At 73.1% G+C, this 17,880-nt stretch carries 19 protein-coding genes; 8 read left to right on the plus strand and 11 right to left on the minus strand.

Annotated elements, in window-relative coordinates:
* The first annotated feature begins 11 nt into the window (after nucleotides 1-11).
* Nucleotides 12-1,088 (plus strand): DNA polymerase domain-containing protein, encoded by a 1,077-nt coding sequence (locus IG63_RS0109310; RefSeq protein ID WP_030484102.1) that lies wholly within the window; start codon nucleotides 12-14, stop codon nucleotides 1,086-1,088.
* 31 nt (nucleotides 1,089-1,119) lie between these two features.
* Nucleotides 1,120-1,698, plus strand: a complete 579-nt coding sequence (locus tag IG63_RS0109315; protein ID WP_030484103.1) for a GNAT family N-acetyltransferase — start codon at nucleotides 1,120-1,122, stop codon at nucleotides 1,696-1,698.
* A 6-nt stretch (nucleotides 1,699-1,704) separates the two neighbouring features.
* Here the strand turns inward: IG63_RS0109315 and IG63_RS0109320 are convergent, their stop codons facing one another.
* Genes IG63_RS0109320 through IG63_RS0109330 form a run of 3 tightly spaced genes read right to left on the minus strand, consistent with a single transcriptional unit; the run spans nucleotide 1,705 to nucleotide 3,737 of the window.
* Nucleotides 1,705-2,058 carry a hypothetical protein gene (locus tag IG63_RS0109320; RefSeq protein ID WP_030484104.1) on the minus strand — a complete coding sequence of 118 codons (354 nt, stop codon included), beginning with the start codon at nucleotides 2,056-2,058 and terminating at the stop codon, nucleotides 1,705-1,707.
* Nucleotides 2,059-2,075: 17 nt separating this feature from the next.
* Nucleotides 2,076-2,621, minus strand: a complete 546-nt coding sequence (locus IG63_RS0109325) for a hypothetical protein (RefSeq protein WP_030484105.1) — start codon at nucleotides 2,619-2,621, stop codon at nucleotides 2,076-2,078.
* Nucleotides 2,622-2,642: 21 nt separating this feature from the next.
* Entirely contained in the window at nucleotides 2,643-3,737 is a 1,095-nt protein-coding gene (locus IG63_RS0109330; RefSeq protein ID WP_030484106.1) for an ATP-dependent DNA ligase, read from the minus strand.
* A 28-nt stretch (nucleotides 3,738-3,765) separates the two neighbouring features.
* On the opposite strand from IG63_RS0109330, the gene IG63_RS0109335 reads away from it, so the two are divergent.
* Genes IG63_RS0109335 through IG63_RS0109345 form a run of 3 tightly spaced genes read left to right on the plus strand, consistent with a single transcriptional unit; the run spans nucleotide 3,766 to nucleotide 5,823 of the window.
* On the plus strand, nucleotides 3,766-4,620 hold the full coding sequence (locus tag IG63_RS0109335) for a PPK2 family polyphosphate kinase (RefSeq protein ID WP_425411785.1): 855 nt from the start codon (nucleotides 3,766-3,768) through the stop codon (nucleotides 4,618-4,620).
* Nucleotides 4,621-4,627: 7 nt separating this feature from the next.
* Nucleotides 4,628-5,392 carry a HipA family kinase gene (locus IG63_RS0109340; RefSeq protein WP_030484108.1) on the plus strand — a complete coding sequence of 255 codons (765 nt, stop codon included), beginning with the start codon at nucleotides 4,628-4,630 and terminating at the stop codon, nucleotides 5,390-5,392.
* Complete coding sequence (locus tag IG63_RS0109345; RefSeq protein WP_030484109.1) at nucleotides 5,389-5,823, plus strand: DUF3037 domain-containing protein; 435 nt, start codon at nucleotides 5,389-5,391, stop codon at nucleotides 5,821-5,823. The genes IG63_RS0109340 and IG63_RS0109345 overlap by 4 nt, the downstream gene beginning before the upstream one ends.
* Nucleotides 5,824-5,950: 127 nt before the next feature.
* Here IG63_RS0109345 and IG63_RS0109350 read toward each other — a convergent pair whose 3' ends face one another.
* The 4 genes from IG63_RS0109350 to IG63_RS0109365 all read right to left on the minus strand — a co-directional run bounded on the left by IG63_RS0109350 (nucleotide 5,951) and on the right by IG63_RS0109365 (nucleotide 9,459).
* Complete coding sequence (locus IG63_RS0109350) at nucleotides 5,951-6,694, minus strand: sirohydrochlorin chelatase (protein WP_030484110.1); 744 nt, start codon at nucleotides 6,692-6,694, stop codon at nucleotides 5,951-5,953.
* Between the two features lie 73 nt (nucleotides 6,695-6,767).
* Nucleotides 6,768-7,514: a phosphoadenylyl-sulfate reductase gene (locus tag IG63_RS0109355; protein ID WP_211249273.1), complete on the minus strand. Its 747-nt coding sequence runs from the start codon at nucleotides 7,512-7,514 to the stop codon at nucleotides 6,768-6,770.
* Nucleotides 7,511-7,711 (minus strand): hypothetical protein, encoded by a 201-nt coding sequence (locus IG63_RS0109360; RefSeq protein ID WP_030484112.1) that lies wholly within the window; start codon nucleotides 7,709-7,711, stop codon nucleotides 7,511-7,513. Before IG63_RS0109360 ends, IG63_RS0109355 begins: the two co-directional genes overlap by 4 nt.
* Nucleotides 7,708-9,459 (minus strand): nitrite/sulfite reductase, encoded by a 1,752-nt coding sequence (locus IG63_RS0109365; RefSeq protein WP_036194983.1) that lies wholly within the window; start codon nucleotides 9,457-9,459, stop codon nucleotides 7,708-7,710. The genes IG63_RS0109360 and IG63_RS0109365 overlap by 4 nt, the downstream gene beginning before the upstream one ends.
* Nucleotides 9,460-9,778: 319 nt before the next feature.
* On the opposite strand from IG63_RS0109365, the gene IG63_RS0109370 reads away from it, so the two are divergent.
* Complete coding sequence (locus tag IG63_RS0109370; protein WP_030484114.1) at nucleotides 9,779-11,239, plus strand: glycine hydroxymethyltransferase; 1,461 nt, start codon at nucleotides 9,779-9,781, stop codon at nucleotides 11,237-11,239.
* Between the two features lie 132 nt (nucleotides 11,240-11,371).
* Here IG63_RS0109370 and IG63_RS0109375 read toward each other — a convergent pair whose 3' ends face one another.
* Complete coding sequence (locus tag IG63_RS0109375) at nucleotides 11,372-12,322, minus strand: succinylglutamate desuccinylase/aspartoacylase family protein (RefSeq protein WP_030484115.1); 951 nt, start codon at nucleotides 12,320-12,322, stop codon at nucleotides 11,372-11,374.
* 1 nt (nucleotide 12,323) lies between these two features.
* Entirely contained in the window at nucleotides 12,324-12,812 is a 489-nt protein-coding gene (locus IG63_RS0109380) for an ATP-dependent zinc protease family protein (RefSeq protein ID WP_030484116.1), read from the minus strand.
* 30 nt (nucleotides 12,813-12,842) lie between these two features.
* On the opposite strand from IG63_RS0109380, the gene IG63_RS0109385 reads away from it, so the two are divergent.
* Nucleotides 12,843-14,033, plus strand: coding sequence for a RimK family alpha-L-glutamate ligase (locus tag IG63_RS0109385; protein ID WP_030484117.1), 1,191 nt, complete (start codon nucleotides 12,843-12,845; stop codon nucleotides 14,031-14,033).
* A 92-nt stretch (nucleotides 14,034-14,125) separates the two neighbouring features.
* Here the strand turns inward: IG63_RS0109385 and IG63_RS0109390 are convergent, their stop codons facing one another.
* Complete coding sequence (locus IG63_RS0109390; RefSeq protein ID WP_030484118.1) at nucleotides 14,126-14,806, minus strand: response regulator; 681 nt, start codon at nucleotides 14,804-14,806, stop codon at nucleotides 14,126-14,128.
* Nucleotides 14,803-16,389, minus strand: a complete 1,587-nt coding sequence (locus IG63_RS0109395) for an ATP-binding protein (RefSeq protein ID WP_036194986.1) — start codon at nucleotides 16,387-16,389, stop codon at nucleotides 14,803-14,805. The genes IG63_RS0109390 and IG63_RS0109395 overlap by 4 nt, the downstream gene beginning before the upstream one ends.
* A 135-nt stretch (nucleotides 16,390-16,524) precedes the next feature.
* On the opposite strand from IG63_RS0109395, the gene IG63_RS0109400 reads away from it, so the two are divergent.
* Nucleotides 16,525-17,880: a cation:dicarboxylate symporter family transporter gene (locus tag IG63_RS0109400; RefSeq protein ID WP_030484120.1), complete on the plus strand. Its 1,356-nt coding sequence runs from the start codon at nucleotides 16,525-16,527 to the stop codon at nucleotides 17,878-17,880.

A 17,880-nucleotide genomic window follows, 5' to 3' on the forward strand; every position in this document is an offset into this window, starting at 1 on the left:
AGGTTGTGCCCATGGCGACCAAGCCCGTGCTCCTCGACGCCGACGGGCTCGAGGTGCGCGTCACCAGCCCCGACCGGGTGATCTACCCCGCCACCGAGCGGACTCCCGAGGTCACCAAGCAGCAGGTGGTGGAGTACTACCTCTCCGTCGGCGACGGGGTGATGCGCGCCCTGCGAGACCGCCCGACGGCGCTCGAGCGCTGGACCACGGGCGTGCACGAGGGCATCAACCTCGCGACCGGCCGGGGCGACAAGAGCGACGCCTTCTACTCCAAGCGCGTGCCCAAGGGTGCTCCGGCGTACGTCGAGACGACCCGGGTCGCCTTCCCGAGCGGGCGACCCGCCGACGAGGTCTGCGTGGCCAACCTGGCGACCGTCGGCTGGTGCGCGCAGATGGGCACGATCACCTTCCACCCGTGGCCGACCCGCCGCGACGACAACGACCACCCCGACGAGCTGCGCATCGACCTCGACCCGCAGCCGGGCACGACCTTCGCCGACGCCGTGCGCGTGGCCGGGGTCGCCCGGGAGCTGCTGGCCGAGCACGGCCTGACCGGGTGGGCCAAGACCAGCGGCAACCGGGGCGTGCACGTCTACGTGCGCATCGAGCCCCGGTGGGACTTCGTCGACGTGCGCCACGCCGCGCTCGGCCTCGGCCGCGCGCTGGAGCAGCGCGACGACGGCGTGACCACCAAGTGGTGGAAGGAGGAGCGGGGGGAGCGGATCTTCGTCGACTTCAACCAGAACTGCCGCGACCGCACCATCGCCTCGGCGTACTCCCTGCGCCCGCAGCCGGGCGCCCCCGTGTCGACGCCTGTCACCTGGGAGGAGCTGGCCGAGCTGACCGACCCGCGCGAGCTCAACCTGTGGAGCGTGCCGGAGCGCGTGGCCGACGGCGACCCGTGGGCCGGCATCGACGACGCGGCCGGCGACCTCACCCCGCTCATCGAGCTGTACGACGCGTCGCCCGAGGGCGAGGCCAACTACCCGCCCGACTACCCCAAGATGCCGGGGGAGCCGCCGCGGGTGCAGCCCTCGAAGAAGGTCGCCTCGCACTGGGACGAGCACGGGCGTCGCATCGAGGACTGATCCTGTCCTGCTGAGGGACCATGCTGCCCGCATGATCGAGATCCGACCGGCCACGCCCGAGCGCTTCCACGACGTCGCCACGCTGGTGGGGCCGGCCACGCCGGGGGCCTCCGCCTGCTGGTGCCTCTCGCAGCGGCTGACCTCGGGAGAGCTGGCGGCCCTCGACCCGGGGGAGCGGGCCGGCGTGGCGCGCGGGCTGTGCGGGCGCGACCCGGCTCCCGGTGTGCTCGCCTACGACGGCGAGCGGGCGGTGGGCTGGGCCTCGGCCGGTCCGCACGCGGCGTACGGCCGGCTCAGCCGCTCGCGCACGCTGCCCCCGCCCGGCGACCCGGCGGCCACCTGGGTCGCGCCCTGCTTCGTGGTGCGGACAGGGCACCGGGGGCAGGGGGTCGCCGGCCACCTCCTCGAGGGCGTCGTCGAGCTCGCCCGCGCCCACAGGGCGAGCGCGGTCGAGGGCTACCCGGTCGACAACGACGGACAGCGGGTCAGCGCCGTGCTGGCGTACGTCGGCACCCGCGCCCTCTTCGAGCGGCACGGCTTCGCCCTCGTCGGCCCCACGACGTCCCGCAGCGGCGGCCGGCCGAGGGTCGTGGTGAGACTCGAGCTGTAGCGGCGCTCAGGCCGGGGGGTCGACGTCGGCGCCCAGCGAGCGGGCGAAGGAGCGCAGGCTCTCCAGCCCGAAGGAGTCGATGGGCGGGTATGCCGTCGCGGTGAGGCGGTGGACGACCTGACGCACGCCCTTGTCGCCGAGGGCGGCCGCGAGCACCTCCTGGGCGGCGAGCAGGCGCTCGTCGTCGGGGAGCGACGCGAGGTCGGGGTGGTGGACCTCGACGGAGAGGCGACCGGCGTCGACGCGCGCACCCACGGCGACGTCACCGAGTCTGAGGCTGCGGCCGGCCACGTCGAGGGTGCTGGTGAGGTCGGCGAGCGGCGGTCGGGGTGCCGCGCCGCGCTTGCGGAACAGGGCCATGGCTGCCGCAGCCTAGGTCATCGCCGCGCCGCCACGGGCCCGGGCCCGTCGCCCGGGTCGCGGTGCTCGTGCTCGAGCAGGTGCAGCACGGGGACGCGGAGCCGCCGCTCGGCCCTGGAGGTCCAGTCGAGGTGGAAGAGCTCGCGGATCACGTGGGGGCGGGTGAGCACGATGACCTCACGGGCGTCGAGCTCGGCGACCTTGTCGATCAGGGCCTGCACCGGCTCCTGGCACACCGGCGACCCCGTGGCCCGGGCCCCGGTCGCCTCCAGCGCCGTGACCGACGAGCGCACCCGCGCCCGGCACTCGTCGAGCAGCTCCTCGCGCAGGTCGTCGTCGCTGCCGGGCAGGGTGACCGACGGCGCGACGAAGACCTCGCCGGTCGAGAGCGCGCCCATCGCCCCCTCGACCCCGCCGGCGGGGTCCTCGACCGGCAGCAGCACGTGGTAGCAGACCTGCTCGTCGATGCCCTGGTGGAGCGCGAGCAGCTGGGCGGCGTCGACCTGGTCGATCTCGCGCTCGACGAGCACGACGACGTCGTAGAAGCCGCTGCCGGGGCCCATCTCCCCAGCATGCCGCGCCGCCTAGGCGTTGTCGACGCGCAGCACGGACCCGAGGTCGTAGCGGGCGACCTCCTCGAGCTGGTCGTAGCCGCACGAGGAGGGGTTGCGGTCGGGGCGCCAGCGCTTGAACTGCGCGGTGTGGCGGAAGCGCCGACCCTCCATGTGCTCGTAGCCGACCTCCAGCACCCGCTCGGGGCGCAGCGGCGTGAAGGAGAGGTCCTTGCCCTGGCTCCACCGGCTCTGGGTGCCCGGCACGCGGTCGGGGTTGGCCACCGCGTCACCTGCCCAGCGGGCCCAGGGGTGCTCGGCGATCGGGCACTCCAGCGGGCGCAGCTCCTCGATCAGCTCGGCCCGCCGGGCCTCGGTGAAGGAGGCGGCGACGCCGACGTGCTGCAGCGCGTCGCCGTCGTAGAGGCCCAGCAGCAGCGAGCCGAGCAGCGGGCGCGCCTCGGTGGAGGTCTTGTGGAGCCGGTAGCCCGCCACCACGACGTCGGCCGTGCGGGCGTGCTTGACCTTGAGCATGGTGCGGGCGTTCTCGACGTACGGCGCCCCGAGCGGCTTGGCGACCACCCCGTCGAGCCCGGCGCCCTCGAAGTGCTCGAACCACTCCTCGGCCTCGGCCGCGTCGGTCGTGGTGCGGGTCAGGAAGCACGGCCCCGCGAGACCAGCCAGGCTCGCCTCCATGCGGGCGCGACGCTCGGAGAAGGGTGCGTCGACGAGCGACTCCTCGCCCAGGGCCAGCACGTCGAAGGCGACGAACGACGCGGGCGTGCGCTCGGCGAGCGTTGCGATGCGCGACGCGGCGGGGTGGATCCGCTCCTGCAGCACCTCGAACTCGAGCCGGTCGCCCTGCGCCACGAAGAGCTCTCCGTCGAGCACGCACCGCTCGGGCAGCTGGTCGCGCACGGCCTCGACGACCTCGGGGAAGTAGCGCGTGAGCGGCTTGGTGTTGCGCGAGGTGAGCTCGACCTCGTCGCCGTCGCGGAAGACCAGGCAGCGGAAGCCGTCCCACTTCGGCTCGAAGGAGAGCCCGCCGTCGAACTTCGCGGGGTCGGGCACGCCCTTGACCGACTTGGCGAGCATCGGGCGCACGGGCGGCATCACGGGGAGGTGCACGTGGCCGAACCTACGACAGCCCTGCGACATACTCACCCGCATGAGTGCCCTGAGCGAGTCCCTGCGGCTGCCCGACGGCCCGGTCGACCTGGCTCGGCTGCCCACCGACGCCCGCCCCGGCTTCGAGGGCCGCAAGCGCGACGCCGTCGTTGCGATGGTCGAGCTCGGCGCCGAGCTGGCCGACCTGCAGGAGCGGCTGCACGCCGACGCCTACACCGGCGGCTCGCGCCGGGTGCTCGTCGTGCTCCAGGGCATGGACACCTCCGGCAAGGGCGGCGTGGTCAACAAGGCGATCGGGCTGCTCGACCCCATCGGCGTCCGGATCACCTCCTTCAAGAAGCCCACCGAGGAGGAGCTCGCCCACGACTTCCTCTGGCGCATCGACCGGGCGCTCCCCGGGCCGGGCGTCGTCGGGGTCTTCGACCGCTCGCACTACGAGGACGTGCTGGTGCCGCGGGTGCACGCGTACGCCGACGAGGCCGAGCTCGACCGCCGGTACGACGCCATCGACGCGTGGGAGCGTGCGCTGGTCGCGGGAGGCACCCCGGTGCTCAAGTGCTTCCTGCACATCAGCAAGCAGACCCAGCGCGAGCGGCTGCTGGCGCGGCTGGACGACCCGCTGAAGCGCTGGAAGTTCAAGCCCGGCGACATCGACGAGCGCGCCCACTGGGAGGCCTACCAGGCGGCGTACACCCAAGCGCTGGAGCGCTGCCACACCGACGTGGCGCCGTGGCACGTCGTGCCCAGCGACACCAAGTGGTACCGCAACTGGGCCGTCGCCACGCTGCTGCTGGAGCTGCTGCGCGGGATGGACCTGCAGTGGCCCGAGCCCGACTACGACGTGGAGGAGCAGCGCGCGCGGCTGCTCGGGGAGGGTGCGTGAGGCGCCGATGAGGACGGTCACGGCCACCCGCTACGTCACGCCGCTGCGCGAGGGGGGCTCGCTCCCCGGGATCGTGGAGGCCGACGACCTCGGCACCTACGTGGTGAAGTTCCGCGGCGCCGGCCAGGGCCTGCGGGTGCTGGTGGCCGAGGTCGTCGTCGCCGGCGTGGCCGCCCTGGTCGACGTGCCGGTGCCCGAGCTGGTGACGGTCGACCTGCCGCGCGACATCGCGCGCTACGAGGCCGACGAGGAGGTGCAGGACCTGCTGACCGCCAGCCTCGGGCTCAACCTCGGCGTCGACCTGCTCCACCGTGCCTTCGGGTACGACGCGTCCTTCGAGCCCGACCCCGACCTCGCCGGCCGGATCCTGTGGCTGGACGCGCTCACCGCCAACGTCGACCGCTCGTGGCGCAACCCCAACCTGCTGCTGTGGCCGCGGGTCGGTCGCAGCGACCTCTACGCCATCGACCACGGCGCCTCGCTCTACTTCCACTACTCGTGGCCCGGGGGCAGCAGCGACCCCGCGCGGTTCGCGGCGCAGGCCTACGACGCCGGCGAGCACATCCTGCGCCGTCACGCCGACCGGGCGCGCGCCCAGGACGCCGACCTCGCCGCGCGGCTCACCCGTCCGGCCCTGGAGGCGGTGCTGGCCGAGGTGCCGGAGGAGTGGCTCGAGCCGGTGCCCGGCGCCGACGACGCCGCCGCGCTCCGGGCTCGCTACGTCGACCACCTGCTGGCGCGCGTCGCCGGTCCGCGGGGGTGGCTGCCGTGACCCTCCCGGACGCCTCGTCGCGCACGGCCTTCCAGTACCTCGTGCTGCGCTGCGTGCCGCGGGTCGAGCGCGAGGAGTTCGTCAACGTCGGCGTCGTCCTCTACTGCGAGGCCGCGGGCTTCCTCGACACCGCCTCCCACGTGGACGACGCACGGCTGCGCGCCCTCGACGCGGAGGTCGACGTCGCGTCGGTGCGGCGGGCGCTCCGGGGCGTCGCGGAGGTCTGCCGCGGCGGCGCCAGCCTCGACCTGGCGGTCGGCTCGCGCGCCACGGCCTACGGCACCCGCGAGGTCGCCGACACCCTGGGCACTCGCTTCGGGCTGCTCCGCGCTCCCCGCAGCACCGTCGTCCAGCCCGGGCCCGTGCACGGCGGCACCACCGGCGACCCCGCCGCCGAGCTCACGCGGCTGCTCGCGGCGTACGTGCTGTAGCCAGCCGGCCGCGACGGATTCACCGGCCGGCCGGTGAAACCGGCACTGGCGCGCCGAAACACCGTCGCGTCAGTGCCGGTTTCGACGCGCCAGTGACCAGCTCGTCCCGGTACGCCGTCGCGCAGCCTCAGACGGGGACGAGCTCCACGGCGCCGACGGCGTAGCGGGCGAGCACGGCGCGAGCGAGCTCGGGCGCCGGGCCGAGCGGGTCGGAGACGGCGATGGCGCCGGCCTCGCGCGCCAGCTCGGCCGCCCGGTCGGGCAGGAAGCCGGGGGCGATGAACATCGACGCGACGGCCACGTGGCGCTTGCCCTCGGCGCGGAAGGCGCGCACCGCCTCGCCGGTGGCCGGGGGAGCGGCCGAGGCGAAGGCCGCGGTCACCGGCAGCTTGTGGCGGGCGCCCCAGACGCGGGCCAGGCGCGCGACGGCCTGGTTGGCCACGAGGTCGCTGGAGCCGGCCGTGGCCAGCACCAGCGCGTCGAGCTCGCGCACCCGCTCACGCCGCAGCGTCTCGCGCAGGCGCTCGTCGAGCACGCCGAGGAAGGAGGGCTCGTGGCCCAGGATGCGGCTGGCCCGCACCCGCAGGCCCGGGTGCCGCTGCATCGCCTCCTCGACGACCCGGGGCACGTCGACGGTGGCGTGGTAGGCCTCGCTGAGCAGCAGGGGGACGGCCACGACCTCCTCCACGCCGTCGGCGACGAGCCGGTCGACGACGTCGTGCACGGAGGGCTGGGCGAGCTCGAGGAACGAGCTCTCGATCCGCAGGTCGGGGCGCATCCGGCGGATCAGGTCGGTCAGGGCGTTGATGGTGGCGGCAGAGCGGGGGTCGCGGCTGCCGTGGGCGATGGTCAGCAGTGCTGGAGCGGTCATGGCCGGCTCCCTTCGGACGAAGTGGTGGTGGCACGGACGGCGGCGTCCGGCGGTGGGACGGGGGACCGGTGCGCTAGATGTGGATCCCGCACTCGGTCTTGTTGGTGCCGGCCCAGCGACCCGAGCGAGGGTCGTCACCGGGCGCGACGCGGCGGGTGCACGGCCAACAGCCGATGGACGGGTAGCCGTCGTACTGCAGCGGGTTGACCAGGACGCCGTGCTCGTCGATGTAGCGGTCGACGTCGTCGTCGCTCCAGCGCGCCAGCGGCGAGACCTTGACCTTCTGCTTGCCCTCGTCCCAGCCGACGACCGGCGCGATGACGCGGTCGTGGGTCTCGGCCCGGCGCAGGCCCGTGGCCCAGGCGTCGTACGACGCGAGGCCCTCGCGCAGCGGCGCGACCTTGCGCAGCGCGCAGCACAGGTCGGGGTCGCGCTGGAAGAGGTCGGGGCCGTAGGCCGCGTCCTGCTCCGCCACGGTCTGCTTGGGCAGCAGCGTGACCAGGTTGACCGGCATCGTGGCCGCCACGGCATCGCGGGTGCCCACCGTCTCGGCGAAGTGGTAGCCGGTGTCGAGGAAGACCACGTCGATGCCGGGGGCGACCGTCGAGGCCAAGTGCGCCAGCACGGCGTCGCCCATCGAGGAAGTGATGCAGAAGCGGGCGCCGAAGGTGGCGACCGCCCACTCGATGATGTCCTCGGCGGGCGCGAGCTCGAGCTCGGCGCCGACGTGGGAGACGATCTCGCGCAGCTCGTCGGTGTCGCGACCCTCGGTGTCGGAGCCGCGGTTGGCGCGGGCGCGGGTCGTCGACAGCGCGGTCACCGGGCACGCTCCGTGCGCTCGGCGGCCACACTGGCCGGTGGCCGCAGCTGGCCCAGCAGGGAGACCTTGAAGGCCCGCAGGCAGGAGTGGCACTCCCACGCGCCGTGGCCCGAGCCCTGGGGGGGGTCGACCTCGTGCGGGCGCAGGTCCTCCTCGCCGCAGTAGGGGCAGTGGAAGGGCACCGAGCGGCCGCTCACGACGCCGCCTCGGAGAGCGACTTCTCGCCGCGCAGCAGCACCTCGTCGGCGCGTGCGGCCCAGCGGGCGAACTCCTCGCCGGGCTCGCGGTCGGCCAGGTAGTTGCCGACCACGACGGTGACGTAGTCGTCGAGCCCCGCGCTGGTGATCTTGTGGGCCCGCAGCTTCTTGCCGAAGACCGGGTCGAGGCCGAGCGCGCCGCCGAGGTGCACCTGGAAGCCCTCGACCTGCTCGCCCTCGTCGTCGAGCACCAGCATGCCCTTGAGGCCGATGTCGGCGACCTGGGTGCGGGCGCAGGCGTTGGGGCAGCCGTTGACGTTGACCGAGATGGTGGTGTCGAGGTCGGGGAATCGCTGCTCGAGCGAGGCGACCAGGTCGATCGCGCGCTGCTTGGTGTCGACGATGGCGAGCTTGCAGTACTCGATGCCGGTGCACGCCATGGTGGCGCGGCGCCAGCCGGAGGGCCGGGCCTCCAGCCCGATCTCGCGCAGGTCGGTGATGACGTCCTCGACGTGCTGCTCCTCCACGCCGAGCACCACGAGCTTCTGGTGCGCGGTCAGGCGGGCGCCGTCGGCGGCGTACCGCTCCACGACGTCACCGACGCCGGTGAGCACCTCGCCGTTGATGCGACCGGCGACAGGGGCGACGCCGATGTAGAAGCGGCCGTCCTTCTGCGGGTGCACGCCGATGTGGTCGGAGGCGCCGGCGACGGGCTCGGGCGAGGGCAGCGAGACCAGCTCGCGGTGCAGGTACTCGGTCTCGAGCACCTCGCGGAAGCGCTCCACGCCCCAGTCGGCGACGAGGAACTTCAGCCGCGCCCGCGAGCGCAGCCGCCGGTAGCCGTAGTCGCGGAAGACGCCGGCCACGGCCGACCAGGCGTCGGGCACCTCGTCGAGGGGGATCCAGACGCCCAGCTTCTGCGCCAGCATCGGGTTGGTGGAGAGACCACCGCCGACCCAGAGGTCGAAGCCGGGCCCGTGCTCGGGGTGCACCGTGCCGACGAAGGAGACGTCGTTGACCGACGGCACGCAGTCGTGCCCCGGGTGGCCGCTGGCGGAGGTCTTGAACTTGCGCGGCAGGTTGGAGTACGCCGGGTCGCCGATGTAGCGGCGCTTGATCTCCTCGAGCGCGGGCGTCGCGTCGATGATCTCCTCGGCGGCCACGCCGGCCACGGGGGAGCCCAGGAAGGGGCGGGGTGAGTCGCCGCAGGCCTCGAGGCTGGTCATGCCGACGTCGTCGAGCCGCTGCCAGATCTCGGGCACGTCCTCGACCCGGATCCAGTGGTACTGGATGTTCTGCCGGTCGGTGATGTCGGCGGTGCCGCGGGCGAAGTCGGTGCCGATGCTGCCGAGGGCGCGCAGCTTGGCCGAGTCGAGCAGCGCGCCGTCGCTGCGGACGCGGAGCATGAAGAACTCGTCGTCGAGCTCCTCCTCCTCGAGCACCGCGGTCTTGCCGCCGTCGAAGCCCGGGGCGCGCTGGGTGTAGAGACCCATCCACCGGAAGCGACCGCGCAGGTCGGCCGGGTCGATGGAGGCGAAGCCACGCTTGGAGTAGACGTAGCGGATGCGGTCCCGCACGTTGAGCGGGTTGTCGTCCTTCTTGGCCTGCTCGTTCTTGTTCAGCGGCTCGGTGTAGCCGAGCGCCCACTGGCCCTCGCCGCGCTTGGGGCGGGCGCGACCGGAGCGGCCGACGCGTCCGGAGGTCGCTGCCGTGGTGTCGGGGGCTGCGCTGCTGCTGGAGCTGCTCATGGTGTCTGGAGTCCTCGGGCGGTGGAGGTGACCGCGGGCTCGGACGACAGCGGTGTCGTCGCTGGTCGCCGGCGCGGTCGGGGCTGGGGGAGACGGACCGTCAGCCGTGGCGACACATCATGCTGCGGGTGCGACCGAGGTCCACGTGACGACGCGTCACGAGGCGGAGGGTGCGCGCAGCGGTGGCCATGGACCCGAGTCTCGACTCGTGGACACCCCGACACCAAACTCGAATCTCATGTGGTGAGACGCGCATCCACGATGTGGACAGACTGCGGGGGAGGTGACGGCGGGCCGCGGCGGCTCCTAGTCTGGCGTCATGAGCGCTGCTTCCACAGGTGAGCCGATGGGCAAGACCGTCTCGGCGGCGTACGACGCCGCGCTGGAGGTGATCGCCGCCGTCGAGCCGCGTGTGGCGCAGGCCACACGGCAGGAGCTGGCCGACCAGCGGAGCTCGCTGAAGCTCATCGCCTCGGAGAACTACGCCTCGCCGGCCGTGCTGCTGACGATGGGCACCTGGTTCAGCGACAAGTACGCCGAGGGCACCGTGGGCCACCGCTTCTACGCCGCGTGCCAGAACGTCGACACCGTGGAGGCGCTCGCGGCCGAGCACGCCCGCGAGCTCTTCGGCGCGCCGTACGCCTACGCCCAGCCGCACTCGGGCATCGACGCCAACCTGGTCGCCTTCTGGTCGATCCTGGCCAACCGCGTCGAGACGCCCGCGCTCGCCGAGAAGGGCGTGCGCAACGTCAACGAGCTCACCGAGGACGACTGGGAGACGCTGCGCAAGCGCTTCGGCGAGCAGCGTCTGCTCGGCATGTCGCTCGACGCCGGCGGCCACCTGACCCACGGCTTCCGGCCCAACATCAGCGGCAAGATGTTCCACCAGCAGCAGTACGGCACCGACCCGACGACCGGGCTGCTCGACTACGACGCCGTGGCCGCCAAGGCGCGCGAGTTCAAGCCGCTGGTGCTGGTCGCGGGCTACTCGGCGTACCCCCGCCGGGTCGACTTCGCCCGGATGCGCGAGATCGCCGACGAGGTCGGCGCCGTGCTGATGGTCGACATGGCGCACTTCGCCGGGCTGGTGGCCGGCAAGGTCTTCACCGGCGACGAGGACCCCGTCCCGCACGCCCACGTGGTCACGACCACGACGCACAAGTCGCTGCGCGGCCCGCGCGGCGGCCTGGTGCTGGCGCAGGAGGAGTTCGCCGCCGACGTCGACCGCGGCTGCCCGATGGTGCTCGGTGGCCCGCTCTCGCACGTGATGGCCGCCAAGGCCGTGGCCCTCGCCGAGGCCCGCCAGCCCGCCTTCCAGACCTACGCGCAGGCTATCGCCGACAACGCCAAGGCGCTCGCGGAGGGCTTCCTGACCCGCGACGCGACGCTGGTCACCGGTGGCACCGACAACCACCTGGTGCTGCTCGACGTCTCGTCGTACGGCCTGACCGGCCGGCAGGCGGAGTCGGCGCTGCTCGAGGCCGGCGTGGTCACCAACCGCAACTCGGTGCCGCGCGACCCCAACGGCGCCTGGTACACCTCCGGCGTGCGCCTCGGCACCCCCGCGCTGACGACGCGCGGCTTCGGTCCCGCCGAGTTCGACACCGTCGCCTCGATGATCGTCGAGGTGCTCTCGCAGACCCAGCCCGGCACCACCAAGGCCGGCGGCCCCTCGAAGGCGTCGTACGTGCTCGCCGACGGCGTCGCCGACCGCGTCCGCGCCCGCTCCGCCGAGCTCCTCGCAGCCAACCCGCTCTACCCGGGCCTCGAGCTCGGCTGAGGGTCGGCTGGCTGCTGGGGGAGGCGAAGTCACTGGTTCACCAGTGACTTCGCCACGTGACCAAGGAGATCTTCTTGGCGAAGTGGCAGTCTCACTGGTCAACCAGTGACTTCGCCCCAGCGGCGGGCCGCCTCAGACCAGCTCGGCGAGGTGGACGACGGCGTCGCCGCGGTTGACCACGGGAGCGGTGGTGTGGCCGATGACGAGGCCGTCGCGGTCGGCGTGCACGAGGCGGACGCGCTTGCCGAAGCCGTCGAAGAGGCCACCGAGGCGCTCGCCCTTCTCGACCCGCTGGCCGAGCGACGCCTCGAAGTGCAGCAGCCCGGTGCCGCGCGAGCGCACCCAGCCGCTGCGGCGCGACTCGGCGACCTCGCCGTCGGGCTCGGGGGCGTCGTCGACCATGCCGAGCAGCGCCAGCACCCGGCGTACGCCGCGCACCCCGGCGGCGATCGCCCAGGGGTCCATCCGCCAGGCCTCGCCGGCCTCGTAGAGCAGCACCTTGGCGCCGGCGTCGCGGCCCGCCTGCCGCAGCGAGCCGTCGCGCAGCGGCGCGTGCAGCATCAGCGGGGCACCGAAGGCCTCCGCGAGCTCGCGCGTGCGGGGGTCGTCGAGGTCGGCGCGCACCTGCGGGAGGTTGGTGCGGCGGTCGGAGCCGGTGTGCAGGTCGATGCCCACCGAGCACTTGCTGACCACCTCGGTCATCATCAGGTGCGCCACCCTGCTGGCCAGCGATCCGCGCGGCGAGCCGGGGAAGGACCGGTTGAGGTCGCGGCGGTCGGGCAGGTAGCGGTCGCCGTTCATGAAGCCCAGCACGTTGACGATCGGCACGGCCACCAGCGTGCCGCGCAGCGTCCGGGGGTCGAGGTCGGCGAGCACCTGCCGCACCACCTCGACGCCGACCGCCTCGTCGCCGTGGACGGCAGCGTCGACCCACACCACGGGGCCGTCGTCGCGGCCGTGGAGCACCCGCAGCGGCAGGTCGACGTCGGCACCCGTGACGAGCCGCATGATGGGCAGCGACAGCGACTGCGCGCGCCCGGGACGCACCCGCACGCTGCCGATCTCGAACGAAGGTCGCGCCACCTCAGCGCCCCCGGTTGCGCCGGCGCAGCGCGAGCGGCGGCCGGCCCCCGACGTACGACGCCGCCGGGTCGACGAGGAAGCCCTGCGCGAGCGCCTCGCGTCCGACGAGCATCCGGAAGTCCATCTCGTCGCGGCGGCTCAGCGTCACCTCGGCGGGCACGCTGCGCCCGACCAGGCGGATCCGGAGGCCGACGACGATCCGGGTCTCGGCGTGGCCGGAGCTGCTGCGCACCTCGCGCTCGTCGAGCACGGGGCACGTGGCGGGGACCAGGTCGTCCTCGTTGCCCTGCCAGGGGCGTACGGTGAAGCGCGCCACCCGCTCGCCGCCCTCGCGCTCGTGCTCGAGGTCGAAGGCGTGGAGCGAGGAGGTGCGCGCCCCGGTGTCGATCTTGGCCTTGATCCAGTCGACGCCGAGGTCGGGCAGGCTCACCCACTCCCGCCACCCGGTCCGGGTGTAGGGGCCGAGCTCGGCCCCGCCGGGTACGTCCACGTCGTCTACTCCTGAAGGCAAGGTGTGTGCATGAAGCTCGCGATCCTGTCCCGGGCACCCCGTGCGTACAGTACGCAGCGCCTGCGGACCGCCGCGCTCGACCGTGGCCACGACGTCAAGGTCCTCAACACGCTCCGCTTCGGCATCGACCTCTCGGGCGACGAGCCGGACCTGCAGTTCCGGGGCAAGCGACTCTCGCAGTACGACGCGATCCTGCCGCGCATCGGCAACTCGATCACGTACTTCGGCACCGCCGTGGTGCGTCAGTTCGAGCAGATGGACGTCTACACGCCCAACACGTCGTACGGCATCGCCAACAGCCGCGACAAGCTGCGCGCCACCCAGATCCTCTCGCGCCACGAGATCGGGATGCCGGCGACGACCTTCGTGCGCGACCGCGCCGACGTGCTCCCCGCCATCGAGCGGGTCGGAGGCGCGCCCGTCGTCATCAAGCTGCTCGAGGGCACCCAGGGCATCGGCGTGATCCTCGCCCCCGACCGCAAGGTCGCCGAGGCGATCATCGAGACGCTGCAAAGCACGAAGCAGAACGTGCTGATCCAGCGCTTCGTCAGCGAGAGCCGCGGTCGCGACATCCGCGCCCTGGTCGTCGGCGACCGCGTGGTCGCGGCGATGCGGCGCGTGGCGAAGGGCGACGAGTTCCGCTCCAACGTGCACCGCGGCGGGTCGGTGGAGCCGGTCACGCTCGACCCGGCCTTCGAGGAGGCGGCGGTGCGCTCGGCGCAGATCATGGGCCTGCGCGTCGCCGGCGTCGACATGCTCGAGGGCAACGACGGCCCGCTGGTGATGGAGGTCAACTCCTCGCCGGGGCTGGAGGGCATCGAGACCGCCACCAACCTCGACGTCGCCGGCGCGATCATCGACCACATCGACAACCAGGTCGCCTTCCCCGAGATCGACGTGCGGCAGCGGCTCACCGTCTCCACCGGGTACGGCGTCGCCGAGGTGCTGGTGCACTCCGCCTCCGACATGGTCGGCAAGACCATCGGCGACTCCGGCCTCGGCGAGCGCGACATCAGCGTCCTCACGCTGCAGCGCGGCACCAGCGTCATCCCCAACCCGCGCAACCGGCACGTGCTCGAGCCCGAGGACCGGCTGCTGTGCTTCGGCAAGCTCGAGGAGATGCGCTCGATGATCCCCAGCCGCCGCCGGCGCACCCGCAAGATCCGCAAGCTCCCCGCGGACCCCCTCCACGAGTCCTGACCCACCCCCTCGTACGCCGATCCGCCCGAGATGCCGTCATCTCAGGCGGATGGGCGTGCATCTGGGGCGGATGGGCATGCATCTGGGGCGGGTCAGCGCCAGACGTAGGCGACCTCGGGGCGGCCGGTGCCGCCGTAGCGAGGGGCGCGGTCGGCGCGGCCCTCGTCGGCGAGGTGCTCGAGGTAGCGGCGGGCCGTGACGCGCGAGACGCCGACGACGTCGCCGACCTGCTTGGCCGAGAGCCCCTCCGGGTGGGCGCGCAGGGCGTCGGTGACCTGGCGCAGCGAGTCGAGGCTCATGCCCTTGGGCAGCGCCTCGCCGGTGGGGCGGGCGCGGAGCGCGCCGAAGAGCTGGTCGACGTCGTCCTGGACGACGTCGCTGGCGGCGGTCTCGAGCCGCTCGCGGTAGGCGGCGTACTGCTCGAGCTTGCCTCGGAAGGCCGCGAACGAGAAGGGCTTGAGCAGGTAGAGCACCACGCCCTGCGACACCGCCCGTCGTACGACGTCGCTGTCGCGGGCGCTGGTGACGGCGATGACGTCGGCGGCGTGACCGCCGGCGCGGATGCGCTGGAGCAGCGCGAGGCCGTGCCCGTCGGGCAGGTGCATGTCGAGCAGCACCAGGTCGACGTCGGGGTCCTGCCCGAGCAGCCGGAGCGCGTCGTGGGCGGAGCGGGCGACGCCGGCGAGCTCGAAGCCGGGCACCCGCGCGACGTACGCCGCGTGCGCCTCCGACGCGAGCTCCTCGTCCTCGACGACGAGCACGCGCACGCTCACGAGGCCTCCCCGGTGACGTCGACGGTGAAGCGGGCGCCGCCCAGCGGTGCGGTGCCGACCTCGAGCCGGCCGCCGTGCCGGGCGACGGTCTGGGCCACGATCGCGAGGCCGAGCCCCCGCCCGTCGGCCGCCTTGGTCGACCAGCCGCGCTCGAGCACCCGCGCGGCGTCCTCCGGCGCGATCCCGGGGCCGCTGTCGTCGACCTCCACGACCAGCTCCCGAGCGTCGCCGGAGAGCCGCACCGCGACGCGGCGGTCGGACCCGGCGGCGACGGCGTCGAAGGCGTTGTCGAGCAGGTTGCCGACCACCGTGACGAGGTCGCGGGAGTCGAGCGGCAGGTCGGCGGCGAGCTCGCCCTCGACGTCGAGCTCGATGCCCCGCTCGGCGGCCTGCGCGGTCTTGCCGAGCAGCAGGGCGGCGAGCACCGGCTCGTCGACCGCGGTCACGACCTCGTCGGTGAGCGCCTGCGCGACCTGCAGCTCCTCGGTGGCGAAGTCGACCGCCTCCTCCGGTCGTCCCATCTCGACGAGGGAGACCACGGAGTGCAGCCGGTTGGCCGCCTCGTGGTTCTGCGCCCGCAGCGACTCGGTGAGCCCACGCACGAGGTCGAGCTCGCCGGTCACGGTCTGCAGCTCGGTGCGGTCGCGCACGGTGAGCACGGCACCGACCCCGGCGCCGCCCCAGTAGGCCGGCGCGGTGCTGAAGACGAGCACCTGCTGGCCGAGCACGTAGGACTGGTCCTCCAGGGTCGACTCGTCGTGCACGGCCGCGACGAGGTCGGGTGGCAGGTCGAGCTCGTCGAGACGGCGTCCGACCACGTCGTCGGGCAGGGCGAGCAGCCGGCGCGACTCGTCGTTGACCAGCTGCACCCGGCGCTCGTGGTCGACCAGCAGCAGGCCCTCGCGGACGGCGCCGAGCACGGCTCGGTAGTACTCGTACATCCGGGTGATCTCCTGCTCGCCCATGCCGTGGGTCTGGCGGCGCAGCCGCCGCGAGATCAGCCACGCCCCCACGAGCCCGGCGCCCAGCGTGACGAGCGCGGCGAGCAGGATCCCCGGCAGGTCCTCGAGCAGCCGCTGGTCGATCCGGTCGACGGTGATGCCGACCGCGACGAGCGCCACGACGCGGTCGTCGTCGGCGACGACGGGCACCACGGCGCGCACCGACGGCCCCAGCGTCCCGGCGAACTCCTGGGAGAAGTCGCGGCCCTGGGGTGCCCCGCCCACGTCGCCGACGAAGCGCCGGCCGATCTCGTGGGGGTTGGGGTGCGTCCAGCGCACCCGGTCGAGGTCCATCACCACCACGAAGTCGGTGTCGGTGTCGCGACGCACCTCCTCGGCGTAGGGCTGCAGCACCGGCGTCGGCCCGGCGTCGGGCGTGAGCACGGCGCCGCGCACGGTGGGGGAGTCGGCCATCGACCGCGCCACCGCGAGCGCCTGGTCGCGCGCCCCGTCGCGGGTGTCGCGGCGGGCGTCGTACGCCGCCAGCGCCACGGCCGTCACGACGAGCGTCAGCACCACGACGACCTGCAGCCCCAGGATCTGGCGGGCCACGGGGCTCTCCCGATCACCCGTGCGCGCCATGGCCGCATCGTGCCAGAGCCGCACCACGGCGAGTGACGGCGAACACAACGCACGAAAGGGTGACCGCGCTCACAGCGCCTCGCAGGATGTGGCAGCCGGCACACCCCGGTCCCAGCACCAGCAGGAGGAGCACCCATGAGCAGCACCCAGCAGGGGACGGTCAAGAGGGACCGCACCCACTACCTCTACATCGCGGTGATCGCCGCGGTGGTCCTCGGCATCGTGGTGGGCTTCGTCGCCCCCGGCTTCGCGACGGGCCTCAAGCCCATCGGCGAGGGCTTCGTGGCGCTGATCCGGATGATGATCCAGCCGGTCATCTTCTGCACGATCGTGCTCGGCGTCGGCGCGGTGCGCAACGCCGCGAGCGTCGGCAAGATCGGTGGCCTGGCACTGGCCTACTTCCTCACCATGTCGACCGCCGCGCTCTTCATCGGCCTGGCCGTCGGCAACCTGCTCGACCCGGGCGAGGGCCTCAACATCACCGACGAGATGGCCGGGGCCGGTGAGGAGCAGGCCTCGGGCTCGGGCAGCACCAGCGAGTTCCTGCTGCACATCGTCCCCGACTCGCTCTTCAGCTCGCTGACCTCCGGCGAGGTGCTGCAGACCCTGCTCGTCGCCCTGCTGGTGGGCTTCGCGCTGCAGGCGATGGGCTCCGCGGGCCAGCCGATCCTCACCGGCATCGGCCACCTGCAGCGGCTGGTCTTCCGCGTCCTCGCGATGATCATGTGGGCTGCCCCGGTCGGCGCCTTCGGCGCGATCGCGGCGGTCGTGGGCGAGACCGGCGTCGACGCCCTGAAGGCCCTGGCGACGATCATGATCGCCTTCTACATCACCTGCGCCGTCTTCGTCTTCGTCGTGCTCGGCGGGCTGCTCAAGCTGGCCACGGGGATCAACGTCTTCAGCCTGCTGAAGTATCTCGGCCGCGAGTTCCTGCTGATCGTCTCGACCTCCTCCTCGGAGACCGCGCTGCCCCGCCTCATCGCGAAGATGAACCACGCGGGCGTCGACCGCTCGACCACCGGCATCGTGGTCCCGACCGGCTACTCCTTCAACCTCGACGGCACGGCGATCTACCTGACGATGGCCTCGATCTTCATCGCCGACGCCATGAACATGCCGCTCTCCTTCGGCGAGCAGCTCTCGCTGCTGGTCTTCATGATCATCGCCTCCAAGGGCGCGGCCGGCGTCACCGGCGCCGGGCTGGCCACGCTGGCCGGCGGGCTCTCCTCGCACCGTCCCGAGCTGCTCGACGGCGTGGGCCTGATCGTCGGGATCGACCGCTTCATGTCCGAGGCGCGCGCCGTCACCAACTTCGCCGGCAACTCGGTGGCCACGCTGCTCGTGGGCCACTGGACCGGGACGCTCGACCGGGCCCAGCTCGACCGGGTGCTGGCCGGAGACGACCCCTTCGACGAGACCACCATGCTCGACGACGACCACGGTCCGGCGGCTGCCGAGACGACGCCGCGGGAGCCGGTCGCCACCACCTGA

Source organism: Nocardioides aequoreus, assembly GCF_000720335.1.
Lineage (GTDB): Bacteria > Actinomycetota > Actinomycetes > Propionibacteriales > Nocardioidaceae > Marmoricola > Marmoricola aequoreus.

Bases quoted from the DNA above. Each gene is read 5' to 3' on its own strand.
- IG63_RS0109310 (WP_030484102.1), top strand. From the start codon at position 12: ATGGCGACCAAGCCCGTGCTCCTCGACGCCGACGGGCTCGAGGTGCGC.
- IG63_RS0109315 (WP_030484103.1), top strand. From the start codon at position 1,120: ATGATCGAGATCCGACCGGCCACGCCCGAGCGCTTCCACGACGTCGCC.
- IG63_RS0109320 (WP_030484104.1), bottom strand. From the start codon at position 2,058: ATGGCCCTGTTCCGCAAGCGCGGCGCGGCACCCCGACCGCCGCTCGCC.
- IG63_RS0109325 (WP_030484105.1), bottom strand. From the start codon at position 2,621: ATGGGCCCCGGCAGCGGCTTCTACGACGTCGTCGTGCTCGTCGAGCGC.
- IG63_RS0109340 (WP_030484108.1), top strand. From the start codon at position 4,628: ATGAGGACGGTCACGGCCACCCGCTACGTCACGCCGCTGCGCGAGGGG.
- IG63_RS0109350 (WP_030484110.1), bottom strand. From the start codon at position 6,694: ATGACCGCTCCAGCACTGCTGACCATCGCCCACGGCAGCCGCGACCCC.
- IG63_RS0109365 (WP_036194983.1), bottom strand. From the start codon at position 9,459: ATGAGCAGCTCCAGCAGCAGCGCAGCCCCCGACACCACGGCAGCGACC.
- IG63_RS0109370 (WP_030484114.1), top strand. From the start codon at position 9,779: ATGAGCGCTGCTTCCACAGGTGAGCCGATGGGCAAGACCGTCTCGGCG.
- IG63_RS0109385 (WP_030484117.1), top strand. From the start codon at position 12,843: ATGAAGCTCGCGATCCTGTCCCGGGCACCCCGTGCGTACAGTACGCAG.
- IG63_RS0109395 (WP_036194986.1), bottom strand. From the start codon at position 16,389: ATGGCGCGCACGGGTGATCGGGAGAGCCCCGTGGCCCGCCAGATCCTG.
- IG63_RS0109400 (WP_030484120.1), top strand. From the start codon at position 16,525: ATGAGCAGCACCCAGCAGGGGACGGTCAAGAGGGACCGCACCCACTAC.